Origin of the sequence: Kitasatospora sp. NPDC048298, from assembly GCF_043201465.1 — a bacterium.
Taxonomy (GTDB): Bacteria; Actinomycetota; Actinomycetes; order Streptomycetales; family Streptomycetaceae; genus Kitasatospora.
Window position 1 is genome coordinate 1 of the sequence record NZ_JBICYZ010000024.1, and the last position, 20,013, is coordinate 20,013.

Genomic DNA, 20,013 nt, shown 5'->3' on the forward strand with positions numbered 1-20,013 from the left:
CTCACAGCACACGACTACCGGGACCAACCCTCCAACGGCAGGCGAACGCTACCGCTTCACCCATCCGAGCGACATCACGAATTCAACTTCAGTAGTCCCGGCCATTCCTAACCGCAGGTTCACCGGCATCGTTCTGCCGGGGTTTCACGGGGAAGCCCCAGAGCCTGCTGGGAGGGGCTATGCCGTCGCAGTTCATGGATGCCAAACAGACCGCCGAGTACCTGAACATGTCGCTGTCCTGGGTTTACCGGGAGGCGGCGCGGGCTGGCCTGGGTTCGTACAGGTTCGGGCAAGGACGGAACTCGAAGATCCAGTTCAAGGTGTCCGAGGTGCAGGCCTGGACCAGGCAGCAGCGCGTCTCGGACTGACATCGGCGCCGGCTCTCACCCGCCCCGTTCGTGGGTGGCGTGAGGGCCGGCACCGTTCCTCAGGCGGCCAGGCCGAGGTTGAGTAGCTGGGCGGCGCGGCTGATGGAACCGGGCATCAGGTGGCGGTAGATCTTGAAGGTGACGTCGATGCTCTTGTGGCCCATCCACTCGGCGACGTCGGTGATCGGGATGTTGTGGGTGAGGCAGTTCGAGGCGAAGAAGTGGCGGAGGCCGTAGAGCGTCATGCCTTCGGGGATGTCGATGTCGTCCGCCTGCTTGACGAGTCGCTGCCAGCGGTTGCTCAGGATGTGGTACGGGAACGGCTTGTTGAGGTCCCGGGGGTGGCGGAGGAGGTAGCCGTCGACGGTGCCGTACGTGTCGGCGTACCACTCGATGGTCAGCTTGACCCGGGCCGGCAGCGGGACGTCGCGGTAGTCGCCCTTCTTGCGGTGCTTGAGCGGGGCGTAGTCCTTGGTGGTCTGGTTGACCTGCTCGGTGACGCGGTAGACGTCGTCGGCGACGATGTTGTTGATGTTGACCGCGGTGGCCTCACCGTTGCGCAGGCCGCAGCCGCTCATCAGGTCGGCGATGACGAGGAAGGCGTCGTCGCCGGCGGTGCGTATCCCGTGGAGCTGTGCGGGGGAGGGGATGACGGCGCGCTTCGGGTCGTACTGGGGTGGCTTGACGCCGTCGAACGGGTTCTCGTCGTAGAGGCCGAGGCGGTGGGCGTCGAGGAGGATCGACTTCAGCTTGTCGAAGGCGTTGGACTGGGTGGCGAGGCCGACGCCGTTGCGTTCCATGGTCTGGATGAAGGCCTCGACGACCTTGTGGTCGAAGGTGCCCATCCGGCGGCTGCGGAAGGCGGGGTAGAGGTGGTGCTCCAGCAGTGAGTCGAGGTGCCGCAGGGAGGCCGCGCCGAGGTGGCGCTGGCCGGTCTTCCACTCCTCGACGTAGGGCCCGAACTGCATCGGGCCGTACTTCTGGATCCGCTCGGCCTTGCGCTGGCTCTGCGGGGCGTTCTTCCGGGCTTGGTACACCTCGATGAGGCGGGCCTTCGCCTTGTCCTGGGTGGCGAAGCCCGACTCCTCCGTCTGCCGCCCGGCCGCGTTGCGGTACCGGATCTTGTACTCGTGCGGGCACCTCGACCACCGGCTCTCGGGGTGCTCGCACTCCTTGAAGAAGCTGCCCATGCCGCGGACGAGGTTGATGGTGGCCATGGTTGTCGACTCCCGGGCGCCTTGCTGACCTTTTGCTGACCCCGGATGGTCGACCAAGTCCCTGACCTGGGAAGAACCGTGAAACGCGTGGTATGTGGTGGAACTTCATCGGCCGCACCGGCGAGGACATCGCCCGGGCCCGCGCCGACTGGACGGCCGGCGACCGCTTCGGTGAGGTCCACGGCTACGCCGGCGACCGGCTGCCCGCCCCGGAGCTGCCTGACGTGCCGCTGAAGGCCCGGGGGCGCGAGCGCTGAGGCCGCCAAAGATCAGCGGCGTCGCAACAGGTCTTCGGATAGGGGTGCAAGCAGAGGGGGCTCGGTCTCTCCTTCGTAGCCGAAACGCAGCGCGGTGTGCAGCTGCGTCGTACGGGCCAGGCCGCACAGGCGGTCGACGTGCTCGGCGCCGCGGGGGAGGGCCTACCGTCGGGCAGTCCGACGGCACAGCTGGTGCGGATCCACCTCGCTCACGCGTTGCGCAACCACGGCGACTACACCGAGGCGGCCGAGATCTACCGTGCCCTGGCGGGGGGCGAGTTCGATGCGGCGGCCCGGTACTGGCTCTGCGACTTCGACTACCTCGACGGGCGATTCGGAAGCGCCCTGGGTTCACTGCGGGAACAGCGCAGCCGAGGGCCGGAGGACGAGGGCGAGCGACTCCGGTTGATCGGGCACATCTGGCGAGTCAACGCCCGCTTCGACGAAGTGAGTGCCGCGTACGGCGAGGCAATCTCCCTGGCCCGACGCGAGGGCCTGGCTGCCGCGGAGGCGAAGGCGCCGGCCAACCTGGCGCAGACCGTGTGCTGGTCCGGCGACACGGCAGCGCTGTCGGATGCGGCGGCCCGCGCGCGGGACCTGCTTGACCTGGTGCCCAACCCCGTCGAACTGGTCAAGGTCCGCTCCGCCGAGGCGGTCGCTCACGCGTTGGCCGGTGATGACGGGGCCGCTGTGCAGGCGATCGAGGGCACCCGGCGGCTGGCGGACGGCATCGGGTACCGCGGGGGTCACAACCTGGCCGACGTGGCTCAGGTCCTGTTCCGAGTCCTCGACGGCGACGACGACGGCGCCCGCCGCACCCGGGCCGAGCTCGACGCGCGAACCCGTCGGTCAGGTGGCAACACCTACTGGGTCCCGATCGTGACCAGTTGGATCGACGGGATCCAGGCGGCGCTGGAGCACGAACCGCGGGTCGAGTGGGTCGACGGCCCGGCCGTATCGTTGGGCCGGTGGGCGCAGGTAGCCGCGCGCCGATGAGGCACCGGAGCCCTGAGGTGCGGCGCCGGATCGGACGAGGGGAAGAGTGTTCATGACCAACCCGGTACGCATCGAGCCGGCATACATCGAGCCGGTACGCGTCGGCTTGGTCGGGGTCGGCATCATCGCCGAGACCCACCTCGCCGTTCTTGCCGAACGGCCGGACGTGCAGCTGGACTTCACAGTCGATCCCCGACCCGCGGCGTCCGTGGAGTTCCGAGGCCGGAAGCCGCCCCACTACGGCGACCTCGCCCGCGCGCTCGACGAGCACCGGCCGGATCTGGTGGTCATCGCCACCCCGACGGAGACGCACGCCGAGCTGACGGAGCTCACCCTGCTCCGCTCCACAGGCCGGGTACTGGTGGAGAAGCCGCTCGTGCATGATCGCGGAGCCCTCGCGGCGTTGCGCGACCTGGACGGCAAGGCCGACGTGTGCGGCCGCGTGTTCACCGCGCACCACTTCGCCTTCTCGCCGGAGGTCGACTGGGCGGCAGAGCTGATCGCCGCGCACCCCGAGTGGGGGCCGGTCACGACGATCACCTCCGCCTTCTACGACCCCTATGTCCTGCGAGAAGCGGAAGCCTTCGCCTCGTACGTCTCCAGCTGGACGGACTCCGGGGTGAACCAGCTCAGCATGCTCACCCGCTTCGTGGAACTCACCGGACTCACCTCCGCCCGGGAGATGGACGGCGGCGCGAGTGCCTGGTGCACCGTGGGATTCCGGTCCCGGGGCGAGATCGGCTCGGCCCGTTTGCGCAGCAGCTGGCTCACCGGCTCCAGCAGCAAGGAGAGCAACCTGGTGCTCGGCCGTTCCGGTGTCGAGGTCTGGATCGACCACACCGCCATGACCGGGTTCGCCGCCCGGGAAGGCGAGTTGCTGGCTTCCTTCGGTAACGACGGCCGGACCGCGCGAAAGGTCGCCCACTACCGCCCGCTCTACGCCAGCCTGCTCTCCGACCGGCCCGATCCGGTGCTCGGCTTCGATGCCGCAGCGACGATCACCGCGATCCATCACACGGTGTTGTGAGCTCGACAGCCGCCGATCGCGGTCGATCTCCGTCCCGTCCGATGTTGACGACGTGCTGACCGCGGATGGTCCGCCGAGTCCCTGACCTGGGACGAACCGTGTAACGCGTGGTATGTGGCGGAACTTCGTCGGGCGCTCCACCGTGGCCCCCGTCCCTGCCCCGGGTGCTCACAGGGCAGGCGCATCGAGAGCACATCGAGCGAACAACTCGGCTCGGAATGATGGCCGTGCAGGCGGCGCAAGTGCCCGGCGGAGCCTCTTCGCGGGCCGCGCACACCGGTGCCTGTTGCGCGAGCGGACCCGCGCTCGGCGTACGAGCCATCGGCATGAGGTGGAGACAACGTGCTGACCACACCGCCAGACCTTGATTCGACGATCGCGCGATATGCCACGGCAGACTTCGACGACTCCACGCTGATCCAGGAGGCCGGCCTCGAGTCGCTGTCGCTCCTGCGCCTCGCCGTCGAGGTCGCCGACGAGGACGTGGAGATCGACGCCGCGGGCCTGGTCGGGGTACGGACCGTCGGGGACCTCAAGGTCTGGCTCACCAGCCTGGTCCCGGCCGGCGCGGACGAGCCCGGTGCCGCATGCTGAAGGACGACTCGGCCGCCGGCACGGCGGGCCCCGCCCTGCTGCCGATCACGGACCCCCAGAAGGGGCTGCTCGTCGTCGACAGCAGGGTGTCGGCCCGTGAGATCTACAACCAGACCATGCTGTTCGACCTCGACCCGGGGGTCTCGGACGACGCCGTCGGCGACGCCCTCACCGTCCTGGTCACGGTCCAGCCGGCGCTGCGTCAGGTCTTCGGTCACCTGCCGCGGATGCACGCCAGGTTCACCCCGCCGCCGGAGCCGGGACAGGTGCCGTGCGAGCGGGTGGAGGTGGCGCCGGGCGGGTACGCCGAAGCCGTCGAGGCCCTGGCGGAGCGGCTCGGCGGGCGTCCGTTCGACCTCGCGGCGGGGCCGGCCTACCGGTTCGGGCTCGTGCGCGCCACCGACGGCTCCGCGGCCGTCCTCGTGATGTGCGGCCACCACCTCATCGGGGACGGCGTCTCGGCGGAGCCGCTCGTCCGTGACCTGGAGTCCGCGCTGACCTCGAAGCCCACCGCCGAGGCCGTCGAAGTGCTGCGGGTGGCACGCGAGTCCGCCTTCGTCCGGGAGCTCGAGGCGCAGAACCGGGCCTCCGGCTCGCCGGAGACGGCCGAGCAGGCCAAGGTCTGGGCCGAGCGGCTGCGTGACGTCCCGCCGCTGGTGCTGAATCCCCGGCCGGGGCGGCCGGAGGAGACGGACTTCACCGGTGGGCGCCTCTCCTGGCTGCTCGGTGAGGGGGAGACGGCGGCCTTCCAGGAGGCCTGTAAGCGGCTCTCCGTCACGCCGTTCGTGCTGCTCAGCGCCGTGTACGGGGCCGTCCTCGCCCGGCACGGCGGTGTGTCCACCGTCCTGATCGGCAGCCCGCTGTCGGCCAGGCGCACCGTCCGCGCGTACGACCTCTGCGGCTTCTTCGTCAACACCCTGCCCGTCACGGTCGACGTGGACTGGTCGCGCACGGTGGACGAGCACGTCGCCGGGACCGTCCGGGAAGCCGTCGACTACTGCCGCGCCAGGGTCGCCGTCACGCTCAACCAGCTCGTGGCGAACGTCGGGCAGGACCGCACCAGCAACCGCAACCCCCTGTTCTCCTGCATGCTCGCGATGCAGGACACCTTCGAAGGCAGCTCGGACGGCGCCGTCCTCGGGGTGCGGGAACCGGGCAACGGAACGGCGAAGTTCGACCTGTGGCTCGGCGCCACGAAGGTGGACGGCGGATGGCTGCTGGAGCTCGAGTACGACCTGCAGCTGATGTCGCGGCCCGTCGCGGAGGCGCTGCTCGCGTCGCTGCGCACGGCACTGCGACGCGCCCTCGAGGACGGCGCCCGCTCGCTGGCCGAGCTCTTCGTCGACAGTGAACTCCCGTACCCGGCCGTCGAGTCGGCGGGCGCTTCGGCGGGCGATGGCGGTCCGGCGCCGGCCCGCGGTCTCACCGAGTGGATCGAGCGGGCCGCCCGGCGCACGCCCGACGCGATCGCCGTCGAGGAGTCCGGGCGCGAGCTGACGTACGGCGAACTGCTGGCCGCCGCCGAGCGGGCCGCGGACGGACTGGCCCGGCAGGGCGTCACGCCGGGGCAGGTCGTCGGCCTGTCCCTGGGCGGGCTGTGCGACGCCACGATCGCGATCCTCGCCGTCCTGCGCTGCGGTGCCACCTATCTGCCGCTGGACCCGAGCCTGCCGGCCGAGCGCCTCGCCCACATGGTGGACCGGGCGGGCTGCCGCCTGATCGTCGGCCACGGCCTGGACCTCCCCGGGACGCGCACCACCGGCCTGGCCGAACTCTCCGTCCCCGGGGACGGGCCCCGCGCCTCGGGCGGCTCCGCGGACTCGGCGGTGTACCTGATGTTCACCTCGGGATCCAGTGGCACCCCCAAGGGGGTGGTGATGGGCCACCGGCCGCTGCTGAACCTGGCGGCGTGGCAGATCTCCGCCATGGAGCACCGCGAGACGACGCGCTTCCTCCAGTACGCGCCGCTCGGCTTCGACGTCTCCTTCCAGGAGATCGTTCCGACGCTCGCCTCGGGCGGCACCGTCGTCTCCCGCGAGCCCGCCGACCGGCGGGACTTCCCGGCGCTGGTCCGCCGCGTCGAGGAGACCAGGGTCAGCCACGTCTTCCTGCCGGTGGCGGCCCTGCGCCCGTTCGTCCAGGCCGCGCGGCGCGCCTCGGCCCGCTTCCCCGACCTGCGGCGCGTCTGCGTCTCCGGTGAGCAGCTGCTCGTCGACGACGAGATCCGCCGGTTCTTCGCCGACCACCCGGCGTGCGTCCTCGTCAACCTGTACGGCCCGACCGAGACGAACGCCGCCACGGTGCACGAGCTGCGGGGCGACGACCCGCACTGGCCCGCCCACGCGCCGATCGGCCGCCCCCTGCCGGGTGTGGCGACGTACGTGGTCGACGTGACGGGCCACCTCGCACCCGTCGGCGTGCCCGGCGAACTCCACCTCGGGGGCGCCAGCCCCGCGGACGGCTACCTCGGCGCGGAGCGGACCGCGGCGAGCTTCCTGCCCGACCGGTTCTCCGCTGACGGCACCGCGCGCATGTACCGCACCGGTGACCAGGTGGTGCGCGACGCCGACGGGACGATGGTCTTCCTCGGCCGGCAGGACAGCCAGACGAAGATCCGCGGGTACCGGGTGGAACTCGGCGAGATCGAGGCGGTCGCCAACGCCGCGGCCGGCGTCCGGCAGTCCGTCGCCGTGGCGCGGGGGATCGGAGCCGACCGCGAACTGGTGCTCTTCCTCCTCGCGGAGCCCGGCGCCGCCCCCGACCACGCGGAGGTCCAGGCCCGGATCACCACGGCACTGCCGTCGTACATGGCGCCGTCCTGGATCCTCGACACGGACCGGATCCCGACCTCGCGCACCGGCAAGACCGACCGGGACGCCCTGGCCGCCCTGGCGGAGGGGCTGATCGCCGAGCGGAGGACGAGCGCGGCCACGACCACGGTCGCCTACGCCTCCGAGCTGGAGCGCGGGCTGGCCGCCATCTGGTCGTCGATCCTGGACACCGACGGCATCGCCCGCGATCGGTCCCTGATCGACTACGGCGCCCACTCCCTGAACATCTTCGCGGCCTTCGCGGAGATCGAGGAGGAGTACGGTACGGCCGTCCCGGTGCCCGAGTTCTTCCGCTCGCCGACCATCGCGACGCTCGCCGAACTCGTCCGCGCGGGCCTGGCCGAGGACGCGCGGGACGCTCTGGAGGCCGAGGCCGCGCGGGATGCCCTGGAGGCCGACGACGCGCAGGACGGCCGAGAGGACGGCGACGCGGACGGGGCCCGGGCATGACCGCCGCGGCGGCGCCCGGCCGGCTCGTCAGGATGGCCCGGGGCAAGGACCGCCCCGGCTGCCTGATCCTGCCCGGAGCCGGCGGCGGCCTCACTCCGTACCTGCAGCTGGCCTCGCTGCTCGGCGGGTCCCGTGCCGTGGACTTCGTGCGGCCCCTGGGGCTCATGCCGGACGAGGAGCCGGAGACCTCGGTCGCGCAGATGGCCGCGTCGGTCCTCGACATCGTCGGGACGGCGGCGGCGGCGACGACGATGGCGACGACGGCCGCGGCGCCGCGGCTGGTGGTCGGCTGGTCGCTCGGCGGCGTCGTGGCATGGGAGCTCTGCGTCAGGCTCGCCGAGGCCGGACACCGGCCCGATCTCGTGGTCATCGACAGTTCTCCGCTGCCCCGGGTGCCCGGGCCGGGCGAGGACGAGGAGATCGCGGACAGGATGGTGGCCGACCTCGGCCCGAAGGCGGATCCGCGGACCGTCGGCCGGGTGCTGCGCACCCTCGCGGCGCAGGCCGCCGCCCTCGCCGACTACCGGGCCGAGTCGCCCTACCCGGGCCGGGTGCTGCTCCTTGTGTGCTCCCCGTACGACGAGGACGGCCGGGAGGACGCCGTACGGCGCTGGCGGGAACTCGCGCCGCACCTGGACGTCGTCCACCTCGACGCCGGCCACTACGAGGTCCTCGAACCCGCGCACCTCCCCCAGTTGGCCACGGCCATTCACACGTTCCAGAACCAGCACGAGAACCAGGAGGAGCGATGACAGAGGAAACAGCGACGACCGCGACGGCCCTGCCTCCGGTGGCCGTCGTCAGCGGCGGCACCCGTGGCATCGGGCTCGCGTTCAGCCGCCGGCTGGTGAAGCTGGGCTTCCGGGTGAGCGCGCTGTACCGGTCCGACGAGGAGGGCGCGCGCGCGGCGGAGCGGGAGCTGGCCCCCCGGCTGAACACCGTGCGGGTGGACCTGTCCGACGGGACCGCGGTGGCCGCGGCCACCGAGGCGGTCCTGGCGGAGTACGGGCCGCCGACGGTCCTGGTGAACAACGCCGGGATGAACATCGACCGCCCGTTCCTGGAGATGAGCCACGACGACTGGCGGCGGGTCATCGACACCAACCTCTCCGGCGTCTTCTACCTGACCCGCGCGCTCGCCCCGGCGATGGTCGCCTCGGGCGCCGCCGCGACGATCGTCAACGTCGGTGCCACCACGGGCATCCGCCCCCGCCTCAACGGCGCCAACTACTGCGCGAGCAAGGCGGGCCTGCTGCACCTGACCAAGTGCCTCGCGCTGGAACTGGCACCCCGCGTCCGGGTCAACTGCCTGATTCCCGGCAACACCGAGACCGACGAACTGGTCGAACGGTTCAACCTGAACGATCCGGACTCCCGGCGCCGGATGCTCGCCGAGATCCCGCAGCGGCGGATCGCCGACCCGGACGAGATCGCGGACGCCCTGGAGTTCCTCGTCGGCCCGAACAGCGCGTACATGACGGGACAGAAGCTCGTCGTGGACGGCGGACAGTTCATGTGGTGACGGGCCCGACGGCACGTTCGGAGGCGGGCGGCAGACCGCTCCGTCGCCCTCCCGGTCCACGCGACCTCCCGACCAGCGTCTCCTCCGAAAGGGAAGCACCATGACGACCCGTTCCCTCTACGACTGGTTCCGCGCCTCGGCCGAGGCGAATCCGGATGCCTCGGCCCTCGAGGTGCTCGACGTCACCCTCAGCTACGCCGAACTGCGGGCCGCCGCCGAGTGGATGTCGGCCCGGATGGTCGAGGCGGCGGGCGGCCGGCCCGGCCGGGTGGGTCTGCTCACCTCGCGCACCGCGGTCAGCTACGTCGCCTACCTGGCGGCGCAGCGGCTCGGCGCGACCGTCGTGCCGCTGAACCCCGCCGCACCGGCGTCGCGCAACCTGGACATCACCGAGGAGGGCGGGCTCGACCTCACGGTGTTCGACGACAACGCGGGTGACGGCGCGGCCGAGTACCGGCGCGACTGCGCGGTGGCGCTGCTCGACATGACGGGCGACAAGTGGCGCCCCCTGCTTGGCCCCGAGCCCTCGGCCGACATCCCGGACCAGGGCCACCCGGCGGAGACCGACACCGCGTACATCATCTTCACCAGCGGGACCACCGGCCGGCCCAAGGGCGTGCCCATTCGGTACGCCAGCATCAACGCGTTCCTCACGGACACCATCGCGCGCTACGAACTCGGCCCCGGCAGCCGGGTCTCGCAGTCCTTCGAGATGTCCTTCGACGGATCGGTTTCCGAGATCTTCGCCACCTGGGGCTCAGGCTCGACCCTCTGCGTGGCGCAGCACGGTGACGTGTTCACCCCGGTGCGGTTCATCAACGCCAAGCGGATCACCCACTGGATGTCGGTGCCGTCCGTCATCTCCTTCGCCAAGCGCCTGCGCGCGCTCGCCCCCGGGAGCATGCCGACGCTGCGGCGGGCCATGTTCGGCGGGGAACGGCTCGCCTTCGACCAGGCCGAGGCCTGGTCCGCCGCGGCGCCGAACGCGGTCATCAGCAACTGCTACGGCCCGACCGAGACCACGATCGTCATCACCGGGTACGCGGTGCCGCGGGAGCGGGCCGACTGGCCGGAGACCACCGGCCGGTCCCTCCCGATCGGGATCCCGAACCCGCACATGGACTGGCTCCTGCTGGACGAGGACCTCCGGCCCACCGACGACGGGGAGCTGTGCGTACGGGGACCCCAGCGCTTCCCCGGCTACCTGGACCCGGACGACAACGTCGGGCGCTTCGTCCGTATGGAGCCGGGCCCGGACGGCGGCCCGCAGCGCGGCCGCCTCCACGACGGACGGGAGCCGCTCACGCCGGAGCACTACTACCGCACCGGCGACCGGTGCCGGCTCGAACACGGCGAACTGTTCCACCTCGGGCGGATCGACGGACAGGTCAAGATCCGCGGCAACCGGATCGAACTCGGCGAGATCGAGACGGCGCTGCGCTGCCACCTGTCGATCGACGAGGCCATCGTCCTCGTCGTGCCCGCCGCGGACGGCGAGAACGAGCTGCGCACCGTGTACACGGGCAAGGAGGTCCCGGTGGAGGAGTTCGCCGAGCTGGTCTCCGCGCTGCCCCGCTACATGCGTCCGCGGAGCTACCACCACCGCGACTCGCTCCCGCTGACCACCGTCGGGAAGGTGGACCGCAGGCGGCTCACCGACGAGTTGGCGCACTGACGTGCGTCCGGTGACCGATCCGACCGGTCGTACGGGCCGCCCAGTGACCGAGGAGACGAGCGTGACCGCCAGATCCCTGACCATCCCGGCGACGGCCCAGCAGGCAGCCAGGTGGCGCGCCCTGCGGACCGCCAGGGACAGGTCCGTGTACCACGTCACCTGGCGTCTGGGGTGCGCCGGCCGCGTCGACTTCGACGCGCTCGCCGCCGCCTGGCGGATCGTGACGAACCGTCACGAGAGCCTGCGGTCACGGTTCGAGGAGCTCGACGGCGAGCTGAAGATGATCACCGAGCCGGCCGTGGACGTCCTCGCACAGCTGATCGAGCCGGACGTGCCGGAGGCCGGCCGGGCCGCCGAGGAGTTCGCGCGCGTCGCCGCGGAACTGCACCTGCGGGAGTTCCACCTGGAAGTGGGCCCCATGGGCCGGCTGGCCCTGGTCAGGATCGGCGCCCAGGAGGAGATCGTCCTGACGATCCATCACATCGCGGTGGACGGATGGGGGATGACCGTCCTGTTCGAGGAGCTCTCCGCCGCGTACGTGAGCCTGGCCCGGGGCGAGAAGCCGTTCTTCGCCCACGACGCCGCCAGTTTCCACGACTACGCCGAGAAGCTGCGCGCCGAGGAGGCGAAGGGCCGATGGCGGCGGACCATCGACCACTGGCGCACGGCGCTCGACGGGGTCACCCTCGGCACGGTCGCCCACGACCGTGAACTCGGCCGGCCCACGGCGGTCGGGGATCCCGGCACGACGGTGCGCTACCGGTTCAGCGAGCGGGCCGACGCGGCGCGTTCGGCACTGGCCCAGGAACTCGGCGCCACCCCGTTCGCCGTGATGTTGGCCGCCTGGCAGATCGTCCTGGCACGGGGCGGGGAACGCGAGTCGACCATCGGGGTCCGCAGCATGAACCGGACCACCCGCAGCGAGCTGGCACTGGTCGGACTCGTCAGCAACGCCTGCCTGGTCCGTGCCACGGTCGACGACGGGGCGTCGATCCGTGAGGTGATCGGGGCGGCGCGGGACGCGACCTGGGACGTGCTGGGCCGCCAGGGCGTGCCGTTCCCGGTCGTGCACGCGAACCTCCCGCAGGAGACCCGGTCCCGTCTGACCAACGTCAAGCTGACCCTCAACTACCTCGGGCCGATCGGTCGCAACCTCAGCCTCGGCGACGTCCGCCTGACCATGCTGGAGACGCCGAACCGCGCCGCCCGCGCCGACATGGTCGTCGGCTACTGGGACGGCGAGGACGGGATCCTCTCCGAGACCGAGTACAACACCGAGGCGTACGAGGAGGAGACCGTGCTGCGGATGCTGCGCGACATGGACGAGGTCCTGGTCACGGCCGGGGAGGACCTGGACCGGCCGGTGGGCGGCGTACGGGTACGGACCCGGTCCGCGCTCGCCGCGTGGTAGTCCCTTCCGCCCTCGATCCGTCCCGGACGGAGGAGGCCCGGACGGCAGCGGCCCGAACGGCAGCGTCCCGGACGGAGGAGGCCCGGACGGCTGTCACCCCGTCCGGGCCCCTTCCCCGCCGGCCGCGGCCGGCCTAGGACGCCGCGCGTGCCGAGCGGGATCCGCCCGCGCTCAACACGTACCGCGTTCCGCCGAGCGGCTCGGCCTGGGCCCCGGTCCGGTCGCGCGGGACCAGGGCCTTGAGCGTCTCCCGCTCCGGGCGGTACCAGGCTCCGTGAGCCGCCCTCGTCTGGTCCCGCGCGGCGCCGGTGTCGTGGTCGGCGACGCGCTGGACGGCCTCGGCGTCCTCGTGGTCGGAGGTTCCGATCTCCCGCGCCAGCGCCCGGACGCTCTGCGGAGCCCGGTAGCGGTCGATCGCCAGCGACTCCAGGAGCCCGACGTCGACGAGCCGTTCGGCGACCCGGTGAGCCTCGCCCTGCGCCGTACCGAGGAGCACGGCCAGCGACGCGACGGTGACGACGGCCCGGTCGAGGAAGCCCAGTCGGCGCAGCGCCGTCAGCGCCGACGCGTCCGTCCCGCCGGACCGGTGGCTCCCGTCGCTCCCGTCGGCTCCGTCGGCCCCGTCGGTCAGAAGGCGGACGCTCGCCATCAGCGACTCCCGCAGGCTGACGTTGCCGTCGGCCAGGAAGTCCAGCCGCTGGTGCGGCTCGGCCACGTACCGGGCGAAGTCCGCGACCGTCCAGTCGGGCCGGGTCGCGAGCCGGTCCGCGGCGAGCCGCAGCGCGAAGGGCAGGTGGTCGCAGGACGTGACCAGTGAGGCAGCGGCGGAGAGTTCCGCGTCGATGCGCGGCACGCCGACGCTCTGCCTGAGCAGGTCGATCGAGGCGGACTCGGTCAGCCCGCCCAGGCGCAGATGCGTCAGGCCGTCCACCCCCGCGATGGGCGACCGGCTGGTGATGAGGAACGTGATGCCGGGCGCCGCCGGGAGCAGCTCCCGGATCTGCGCGGAGTCCCGGACGTTGTCGAGCACGACCAGGGCCCCGCGCCCGGCCGGACCGGCCCCGGTGCGCGGCGCCGCCGCCTCCTCGCTGCCCCGCTCCATCCCGAACGAGGCCAGCAGCAGCTCCATCGCCTGCTCGGGCCGCAGAGCGGAGCCGCCCGCCGTGCCCCGCAGGTCCAGGTGGACCTGCCCGCCGGGGAAGTCGCCCGCCGCGGCGTGCGCGGCCCCGACGGCCAGTGCGCTCTTGCCCGACCCGGCCGGCCCGTGGATCGCGACCGCCGGGCGTCCTTCGGCCAGGAGCCCCACCAGCTCGTCGAGTTCGGACGTCCGGCCGACGAACGGCACGCGCCGGCGCGGGAGCAGGCGCGGCGCCGCCTCCGCGGCCGCCGCCGGCCCGCCGGGAGCGGACGCCGTCACCGTCACCTCCTGGCGGGCGGCCCGGTCGTTGAGGCTCGGATCCTCCTCCAGGATGCGCTGCTGCAGCTCGCGCAGCGGCCGGCTCGGGTCGATGCCCAGCTCGTCCGCGAGCAGGTGGTGCAGGTCCCGGTACACCCCCAGCGCCTCGGCCTGCTGCCCGGTCCGGTACAGCGCCGTCATCAGGTACTCGTGGAGCCGTTCCCGCAACGGGTGCTGGGCGACCAGGAGTTTGAGCTCGGGCAGCACGTCCTCGTGTTCCCCGAGGGCGATCTGGACGCCGAGCTTCGCCTCCATCACCGCCAGCCGGGACTCCTCCAGGCGCGCGGACTCGGCCATGATCGAGGAGGTGAGGGCGACGTCGGCGAGGGGCGCGCCCCGCCAGAGGTCGAGCGCGGCACTGAAGGACCTCAGGGCCTCGACCGGGTTCCCCGCGGCGCGCTGGGTGCGGCCGGCGGCGACCAGCGACTCGTACTCGTGCAGGTCGAGTCCGCCCGCCGGCACGGCCAGTTGGTACCCGGCGGGGCGGGTGAGCAGGGACTTCCCCTCCGGGTCGCCGATGGCGGCGCGCAGCCGCCACACACAGCCGGCGAGCAGGCTGCCCACGTGGCTCGACGGCCCGTCGCTCCACAGTTCCGCGTGCAACTGCGGTGCGGGTACCAGGTGGTTGGCGTTCAGGAGCAGGACGGCCAGGAGCGCACGCTGCTTGGCGGCCTTGACGGCGACCCAGTTCTCCCCGTCGTGGTGCTCGACCGGCCCCAGGACGCGGAACCTCACAGGTTGTTGACGCATCGTTCGGCTCACGTCTCTCAGGCCGGGACGGTGACCGAGGCGTGGCGGCGGGCGACCAGCGAGGCCCGGATCTCGCCGGCCCGGACGGCGACCATGGACAGCAGGTTCGCGGTGATGCCGTGGGTGTGTTCCGTGCCGCCCTGCAGGTAGACGCCCGTCTCGACGGTCTCGTCGGTGTGCATCCGGTAGTCGCGGTGGACCAGCGGCCGGCCGCTCTCGTCGCGCCGGCAGCTCGCGGCCAGGTCGCCGAGCAGCACGGTGGGGTCGGGCTCGGAGTAGCCGGTGGCGTACACGACGGCGTCCGCGGTCAGCTGCTCCACGGATCCGTCCGCCAGGTTCCGCACGTGGACGGTCACCGCCTCGGCCCCGTCCTCGACGTGGGTGACCCGGGCGGTGCCCATGATGCGCAGCCGGTTCTCGCCCCGGACCTTCTCCTGGTAGGCGCGCCGGTACAGCTCGTCGATGAGGTCGATGTCGACCACGCCGTAGTTGGTGTTGCGGTGGTAGTCCATGAGCCGGCGGCGCACCGAGGCGTCCGCGCCGTGGTAGAGGTCCACCGCCTCCGGGTCGAAGATGCGGTTGGCGTACGGGCTGTCGTCCGCCGGGCTGTAGCCGTAGCGGGAGAGCACGGCGCAGACCTCGGCCCCCTCGTAGGTGCGGTGGAGGTGGTCGGCGACCTCGGCGGCGCTCTGCCCGGCGCCGACCACGACGAAGCGGCGCGGCGCCGTGGTGCGGAACTCCGCGAGGCGGTGCAGGAACTCGCTGGAGTGCCAGACCCGTGCGGAGCGCGCGACGCCCTCGGGCATGCAGGGGACGAGACCCGTGCCGATCGAGAGGTTGCGGGCCCGGTAGGTGACCCGCTCGGTGCCGTCGACGCCCTGCGCGGTCACCTCGACCTCGCGCACCGGGCCGTGTCCCGTACCGCCGCCGACCGGGGCGACGGCGGTGACCTCCAGGCCGTAGCGCACCGTGTGGTCCACGCCGGCGGCGCTCCAGCGCAGGTAGTCGTGGAACTCCTCGCGGCTCGGGAAGAGCAGCTTGTGGTTGATGAAGTCCACCAGCCGGCCCTGGTCGTGCAGGTACGACACGAAGCTGAAGCGGCTGCTCGGGTTGCGCATCGTGGCGAGGTCCTTGAGGAAGGACACCTGCATGGTGGCGCCCTCGATGAGCATGCCGCGGTGCCAGCCGAAGGACGGCTGCTTCTCCAGGAAGGCGGCGGTCAGCCGCTGGTCCGGGGCCACGGTCTCGTTGTGTTCCTCGATGGCGATCGCCAGGGCGAGGTTGGCCGGGCCGAAGCCCACGCCCACGATGTCGTGGACGGAGTCCGGCCGGTCGAGTTCGGACAGGGAGCTCAGGAAGGTCATCGTCGAACGTCTCTCGCTTGCGAAGCCCCGGCGAGAGGGCTTCTGGTGTGGGGGAGGGGAAGGGCGCAGGGGGTCAGCCGAGTGCCGCGAGGGCGTGGGCGGCGGCCGACTCCGCCACCGCGGGAGCGGTCTTGAAGCCGGCGCCGGAGCCGCCGGTGGCGAACACGACGCGGGGCGCGGACGGGTCCGGGCCGATCAGCGGGCGGCCGTCGGCCGTGAACAGGTCGACGCCGTGGCGCCCGCCGAGGAACTCGGCGCGCGCGAGCCCGGGCCAGCGCCGTACGGCACCTTCGCGGATGTGCTCGGCCTGGGCGGCGGTGACGGTGTCCGCGCCGCCGGGCGGGACGTCCCACTCGTCCGCCGGGCGGCCCACCAGCCAGCCGCCCGCGCCGAGTCCGGTGTGCTGGGGGCGCGCCCACAGCCCCGTGACGAGGTCCACCACCGTCGGTGTGACCGGGTTCCCGGGGAGCCGGAAGAAGGCGTAGCGGATGCGCTTGGTGCGCGGCTGCCCGGCGGGCGCGTCCGCCGTCGCCGTGAGGCCGTGTCCGCGGATCCACGGGGTTCCGGCGCCGGCCGCGAGGACCACGGCGCGGGCGCCGACCTCGCCCTGCTCGAGGGTGACGTGCACGTGGTCCGGCCGCTGGTCCAGGTGCCGGACCCGGCCGGGCAGGACGAAGGCCCCGTGCGCGGCGGCGTCCCGGCGGTGCCGCAGACAGGTGGCGGCCGGGTCGGCGTAGCCGCCGCCCGGTTCCCACACCGCGCCGGCCACGTCCCGGGTACGGAGCCCGGGGAAGCGGTCGTCGAGTTCGCGCGGGGTCAGGAGGGCGGCCTCGATCCCGGCGCCGGTGAGCTCGGCCACGCCCTTCGCGGCCTCGTCCAGGTCCGCCTCGCCGAGCAGGACCAGGGAACCGGTCCGCCGGAAGCCGCTCGGGCCGTGCGGGGCGGCGCCTTCGCGCCAGGCCGGCCGGTGGCTGCGTACGGCGAGTTCGCGCATGGCCGGGTCCGGTTCGTAGGCCCGGACGAGCCCGCCCGAGTACCGGGTCGCCGCCGGGTCCTCGGCGGACGGGGCCGTCATGGCGACGCGCAGGCCCTGGCGGGCCAGCAGGTCGGCGGTGGCGGCGCCGAGGACGCCGGCCCCGATCACCAGCACGTCGTAGGCCTTGCCGTCGTGCCCGGCACCGCTGCCGGCACCGTGGTGGGCCGCCGTGGGCCGGGTGGGCGGGTCCAGCGGGACCACCTCCCAGCCGGGGCCGGTCGTGCCGGTCGCGCTCGGTTCCGGGTCCCCCTGGGGGGTGAAGCGGCGGTCCGCGTGGGCGCGCACGGCGTCCAGGAGCGCCGTCCCGGTGAGTTCCGGGTGCGCGGTGAGGACGGCGGCGGCGGTGGCGAGGGCCGACTCCACGTAGGCGGCGGCGCCGCCGCGCAGCCGGGCCACGTTCGCCGCGTGGCCCGCGTCCCCGAGGAGCCCGGGGAACTCGTCGACCGCGCAGTCGTCGGTGAAGTACAGCGCCCCCGTGAAGCCCGCCGCCCGCCGGGCACGGGCCTCGCGAGCGGCGCCCACGTGGGTGCCGCAGACGACGAGCGCGTCGGCGTCGCCCGCGTCCACGAGCCGCACACCGTCGGCGGGCAGGCCGCGCAGGAGCTGGGCGAGGACCGCGCCGTAGGTGCTGCCGTCGTCCGCCACCGCGAGGCGGGTGTGCCCCGCCCGGCGGATCGCGGAGCGCAGTTCGACGAGCTGGGCCAGGTCGTCCGGGCACCACCGCAGCGCGGCGCCGGCCGGCCCGTCGAGCAGGCGCGGCGCGGTCGCGAGCGGGAGCAGGAGCGGCACGGCCGCGCAGCGGTACACCGGGAGCGCGAGCCGGGCACCGGCGCTGTTGAAGTGGCCGACGACCAGGGCGTGGCCGCCGTCGGCGACGATCGTCTCGGCGACCTTGCGGGCGACGATGGCGTCGCCCCGGTCGTCGTGGAACTCCCACCGCACGCCGTCGTGCGCCGCCGCGGCGCCTTCGAGCAGCTCGCCCCAGGCGGCGCGCGGACCGGAGAACGGGCCGACGACCGCGACGCGCACGGTGCCCGCTCCCCGGTCGTCGGTCGCGGGGCCCGGCTCAGCCACCGAACACCGCCGGGTCGGGCACGGCGAGCGGGGTGCCGGCCGGCGGGGCGGCCATCGCCGCCGCGTCCACCCGGCGGCCCGCCGGGACACCGAGGAGTTCCGCCAGGCGGGCCGAGGCCGCGGGCAGGACCGGGGCGGCCCAGGCCGCGAGGCCGACGGCGACCGCGAGCTGGGCGACGACGGCCGAGCGGTGCGCGGCCGCGCCCTCGGGGCGGTCCCGCTCGTGGCTGTGGACGTGCCCGAAGTCCGTCGCCAGCGCGACGGCCTCGTCGAGCAGGGCGACCGCGCGGCGGGTGTCGTAACCCGCCACCCCGTAGGCCTCCCGCAGGTCGTCGGCCAGGCGGGCCAGCCGGCCCCGCAGCCGGTCCCAGGCCGCTCCCCGCGGGCGCTCCCGCGGCACGACGCCGCCGAAGTCCTCGGCCACCGTGGTCAGCAGGCCGTGCAGCCAGCCGTCCCAGGCGTCGGCGAGGTGCTGCCGGCTGCGTTCGAGCGCCGCCGGGGTGAAGTTGGTCTGACGGCCGTTGGGGCGGTCCGAGAGGACGTGGTAGCGCAGGACGTCCGCGCTGGTGCGGGCGAGTTCGTCCCGGGCCCAGACGGCGTGGCCGCGGCTGGTGGAGAACTTCAGCCCTTCCAGGCGGTAGAACTCGTTGACGACGAAGGCGCGGGGCAGGGGCGCGTCCGCGGAGCGGGCGAGGAAGGCGGCCGGGTTCAGCACGGCGTGGAAGTAGCCGTTGTCGAAGCCGAAGAACTGCACGGGGCCGGGGGCCGGGCGGCCGGTGCCGCACTGCTCCCACTCGATGAGGTACCCCGGGGCCATCTCGAACCAGACGTACACCCGCTGGTCCCGGAAGCCGTCGACGGGAACCGGCACGCCCCAGTCGGAGGGGTGGCTCACGGCGATCTCGGGCAGCCCCTCGTGCAGCATCCGCTCGCACAGCGCGCGCAGGTGCGGCGGCATGTCGACGCGCTGCCAGAAGTCCTGGAGCCGTTCGGCGAAGGGGGCGAGCGGGAAGTAGAGCCGCTCGCAGTCGCGCAGTTCGGCGGGGGAGCCGCAGCCGGTGCAGACGGGGTCGCGCAGGTCGCCGCAGTCGTTGGGGCGGCCGCACGGCTCGCAGGCGTTGCCGTTGGAGGCGGAGCCGCAGTGCGGGCAGTCCCCCTTGACGTAGGCCTCGTACAGCCAGCGCTCGCAGCCGGCGCAGTACGGCAGCGGGCGGGTGCGCGCGACGATGTGGCCGGCGTCGTGGAGCTCCCTGAAGAAGTCCTGGACGTGGGCCTGGTAGCCGGCGGTGCGGCGAGGGCGGACGATCGTGTCGAAGTCCGCGTGGGCCCGGGACCAGACCTCCTCGATGGAGTCGCCGTAGTGGTCGGCGACCTCCTCGCCCTTGAGGCCGCCGTCCTTCAGCCCGCGCACCGGCACATAGCTCTGGTGGTCGTCGAGGCCGGTGGTGTAGCGGACGTCCACGCCGTCGGCTGCCAGGAAGCGCCGCAGCACGTCCCCCGCGAGGTAGGGGCCCGCCATGTGCCCCAGGTGCAGGGGGCCGTTGGGGGTGGGCGGTGTGGCGGTGATCCACTCGGCGGTGCTCATGCGGAGGCCTCCTCGGCCTTGGCCGGCTCGTGCAGTGGCCAGTAGAAGGAGACCCACTGGAGCTCCGCGTCGCCCGTGCTGTGCACCACGTGCTCCTGGTTGCGGGGCAGCACCACCACGTCGCCGGCGCCGCAGGACGTCTCCTCGCCGGCGAGGGTGACCCGGCCGGTTCCGGACACCACGATCATGACCTCGTCCTGGTCGTGGCAGTCCGGTGCGGAGCTGCTGCCGGCCGGCAGGAAGCAGGCCATGGCGCCGACCGGCGGCTCCTCCCCGGCGGCACCGGGCCAGGGGATGATCCGCTGGCAGCGCATGCCGAACTCCTCGGCGGCGGAGTTCCGGTCGATGCGGATTTTCGTGATCAACGGTCGGGTCCTCTCACAACGTGCGGGCGGTGATT

General features: G+C 73.0%; 15 protein-coding genes and 1 pseudogene. 10 read left to right on the forward strand and 6 right to left on the reverse strand.

Translation table 11 applies throughout. The features are described 5' to 3' along the window. Positions 1-194 precede the first annotated feature (194 nt). Positions 195-368 carry a helix-turn-helix domain-containing protein gene (locus ACGF0D_RS19095; RefSeq protein ID WP_392917655.1) on the forward strand — a complete coding sequence of 58 codons (174 nt, stop codon included), beginning with the start codon at positions 195-197 and terminating at the stop codon, positions 366-368. A 59-nt stretch (positions 369-427) separates the two neighbouring features. Here ACGF0D_RS19095 and ACGF0D_RS19100 read toward each other — a convergent pair whose 3' ends face one another. Next, a complete protein-coding gene (locus ACGF0D_RS19100; protein ID WP_392917657.1) occupies positions 428-1,585 on the reverse strand; it encodes a tyrosine-type recombinase/integrase in 1,158 nt (385 codons plus the stop codon). Between the two features lie 92 nt (positions 1,586-1,677). Between ACGF0D_RS19100 and ACGF0D_RS19105 the strand changes: the two are divergent. From ACGF0D_RS19105 to ACGF0D_RS19145, 9 genes and pseudogenes are all read left to right on the forward strand, one after another. Next, positions 1,678-1,842 (forward strand): annotated as a pseudogene (locus tag ACGF0D_RS19105) (pirin family protein); the annotation flags it as partial. Between the two features lie 192 nt (positions 1,843-2,034). After that, a complete protein-coding gene (locus ACGF0D_RS19110) occupies positions 2,035-2,838 on the forward strand; it encodes a tetratricopeptide repeat protein (protein ID WP_392917660.1) in 804 nt (267 codons plus the stop codon). A gap of 52 nt (positions 2,839-2,890) precedes the next feature. Next, the gene (locus ACGF0D_RS19115; RefSeq protein WP_392917662.1) at positions 2,891-3,865 is read left to right on the forward strand and encodes a Gfo/Idh/MocA family protein; all 975 of its coding nucleotides are present in this window, start codon (positions 2,891-2,893) and stop codon (positions 3,863-3,865) included. Positions 3,866-4,207: 342 nt separating this feature from the next. Then, a complete protein-coding gene (locus ACGF0D_RS19120) occupies positions 4,208-4,459 on the forward strand; it encodes a phosphopantetheine-binding protein (protein WP_392917665.1) in 252 nt (83 codons plus the stop codon). Beyond that, positions 4,453-7,740, forward strand: coding sequence for an amino acid adenylation domain-containing protein (locus ACGF0D_RS19125; protein ID WP_392917667.1), 3,288 nt, complete (start codon positions 4,453-4,455; stop codon positions 7,738-7,740). Before ACGF0D_RS19120 ends, ACGF0D_RS19125 begins: the two co-directional genes overlap by 7 nt. Further along, a complete protein-coding gene (locus ACGF0D_RS19130) occupies positions 7,737-8,492 on the forward strand; it encodes an alpha/beta fold hydrolase (protein WP_392917670.1) in 756 nt (251 codons plus the stop codon). Before ACGF0D_RS19125 ends, ACGF0D_RS19130 begins: the two co-directional genes overlap by 4 nt. Next, the gene (locus tag ACGF0D_RS19135; protein ID WP_392917672.1) at positions 8,489-9,262 is read left to right on the forward strand and encodes an SDR family NAD(P)-dependent oxidoreductase; all 774 of its coding nucleotides are present in this window, start codon (positions 8,489-8,491) and stop codon (positions 9,260-9,262) included. The genes ACGF0D_RS19130 and ACGF0D_RS19135 overlap by 4 nt, the downstream gene beginning before the upstream one ends. A 100-nt stretch (positions 9,263-9,362) precedes the next feature. Next, positions 9,363-10,937 carry an AMP-binding protein gene (locus tag ACGF0D_RS19140; RefSeq protein ID WP_392917675.1) on the forward strand — a complete coding sequence of 525 codons (1,575 nt, stop codon included), beginning with the start codon at positions 9,363-9,365 and terminating at the stop codon, positions 10,935-10,937. A 61-nt stretch (positions 10,938-10,998) separates the two neighbouring features. Beyond that, positions 10,999-12,348, forward strand: a complete 1,350-nt coding sequence (locus tag ACGF0D_RS19145) for a condensation domain-containing protein (RefSeq protein ID WP_392917677.1) — start codon at positions 10,999-11,001, stop codon at positions 12,346-12,348. 133 nt (positions 12,349-12,481) lie between these two features. Here ACGF0D_RS19145 and ACGF0D_RS19150 read toward each other — a convergent pair whose 3' ends face one another. The 5 genes from ACGF0D_RS19150 to ACGF0D_RS19170 all read right to left on the reverse strand — a co-directional run bounded on the left by ACGF0D_RS19150 (position 12,482) and on the right by ACGF0D_RS19170 (position 19,978). Further along, on the reverse strand, positions 12,482-14,539 hold the full coding sequence (locus tag ACGF0D_RS19150) for a BTAD domain-containing putative transcriptional regulator (protein WP_392917680.1): 2,058 nt from the start codon (positions 14,537-14,539) through the stop codon (positions 12,482-12,484). Between the two features lie 32 nt (positions 14,540-14,571). Then, positions 14,572-15,918 (reverse strand): lysine N(6)-hydroxylase/L-ornithine N(5)-oxygenase family protein, encoded by a 1,347-nt coding sequence (locus ACGF0D_RS19155; protein WP_392917683.1) that lies wholly within the window; start codon positions 15,916-15,918, stop codon positions 14,572-14,574. A gap of 73 nt (positions 15,919-15,991) precedes the next feature. Next, positions 15,992-17,983, reverse strand: coding sequence for an FAD-dependent oxidoreductase (locus ACGF0D_RS19160; RefSeq protein ID WP_392917686.1), 1,992 nt, complete (start codon positions 17,981-17,983; stop codon positions 15,992-15,994). A gap of 37 nt (positions 17,984-18,020) precedes the next feature. After that, the gene (locus ACGF0D_RS19165) at positions 18,021-19,613 is read right to left on the reverse strand and encodes a methionine--tRNA ligase (RefSeq protein WP_392917689.1); all 1,593 of its coding nucleotides are present in this window, start codon (positions 19,611-19,613) and stop codon (positions 18,021-18,023) included. Then, positions 19,610-19,978, reverse strand: a complete 369-nt coding sequence (locus tag ACGF0D_RS19170; RefSeq protein ID WP_392874953.1) for a cupin domain-containing protein — start codon at positions 19,976-19,978, stop codon at positions 19,610-19,612. The genes ACGF0D_RS19165 and ACGF0D_RS19170 overlap by 4 nt, the downstream gene beginning before the upstream one ends. Positions 19,979-20,013: the final 35 nt, after the last annotated feature.

Excerpts from the sequence above, each read along its gene's own strand:
- ACGF0D_RS19095 (WP_392917655.1), top strand. The coding sequence starts at position 195 with ATGGATGCCAAACAGACCGCCGAGTACCTGAACATGTCGCTGTCCTGG.
- ACGF0D_RS19100 (WP_392917657.1), bottom strand. The coding sequence starts at position 1,585 with ATGGCCACCATCAACCTCGTCCGCGGCATGGGCAGCTTCTTCAAGGAG.
- ACGF0D_RS19115 (WP_392917662.1), top strand. The coding sequence starts at position 2,891 with ATGACCAACCCGGTACGCATCGAGCCGGCATACATCGAGCCGGTACGC.
- ACGF0D_RS19125 (WP_392917667.1), top strand. The coding sequence starts at position 4,453 with ATGCTGAAGGACGACTCGGCCGCCGGCACGGCGGGCCCCGCCCTGCTG.
- ACGF0D_RS19130 (WP_392917670.1), top strand. The coding sequence starts at position 7,737 with ATGACCGCCGCGGCGGCGCCCGGCCGGCTCGTCAGGATGGCCCGGGGC.
- ACGF0D_RS19135 (WP_392917672.1), top strand. The coding sequence starts at position 8,489 with ATGACAGAGGAAACAGCGACGACCGCGACGGCCCTGCCTCCGGTGGCC.
- ACGF0D_RS19140 (WP_392917675.1), top strand. The coding sequence starts at position 9,363 with ATGACGACCCGTTCCCTCTACGACTGGTTCCGCGCCTCGGCCGAGGCG.
- ACGF0D_RS19155 (WP_392917683.1), bottom strand. The coding sequence starts at position 15,918 with ATGACCTTCCTGAGCTCCCTGTCCGAACTCGACCGGCCGGACTCCGTC.
- ACGF0D_RS19165 (WP_392917689.1), bottom strand. The coding sequence starts at position 19,613 with ATGAGCACCGCCGAGTGGATCACCGCCACACCGCCCACCCCCAACGGC.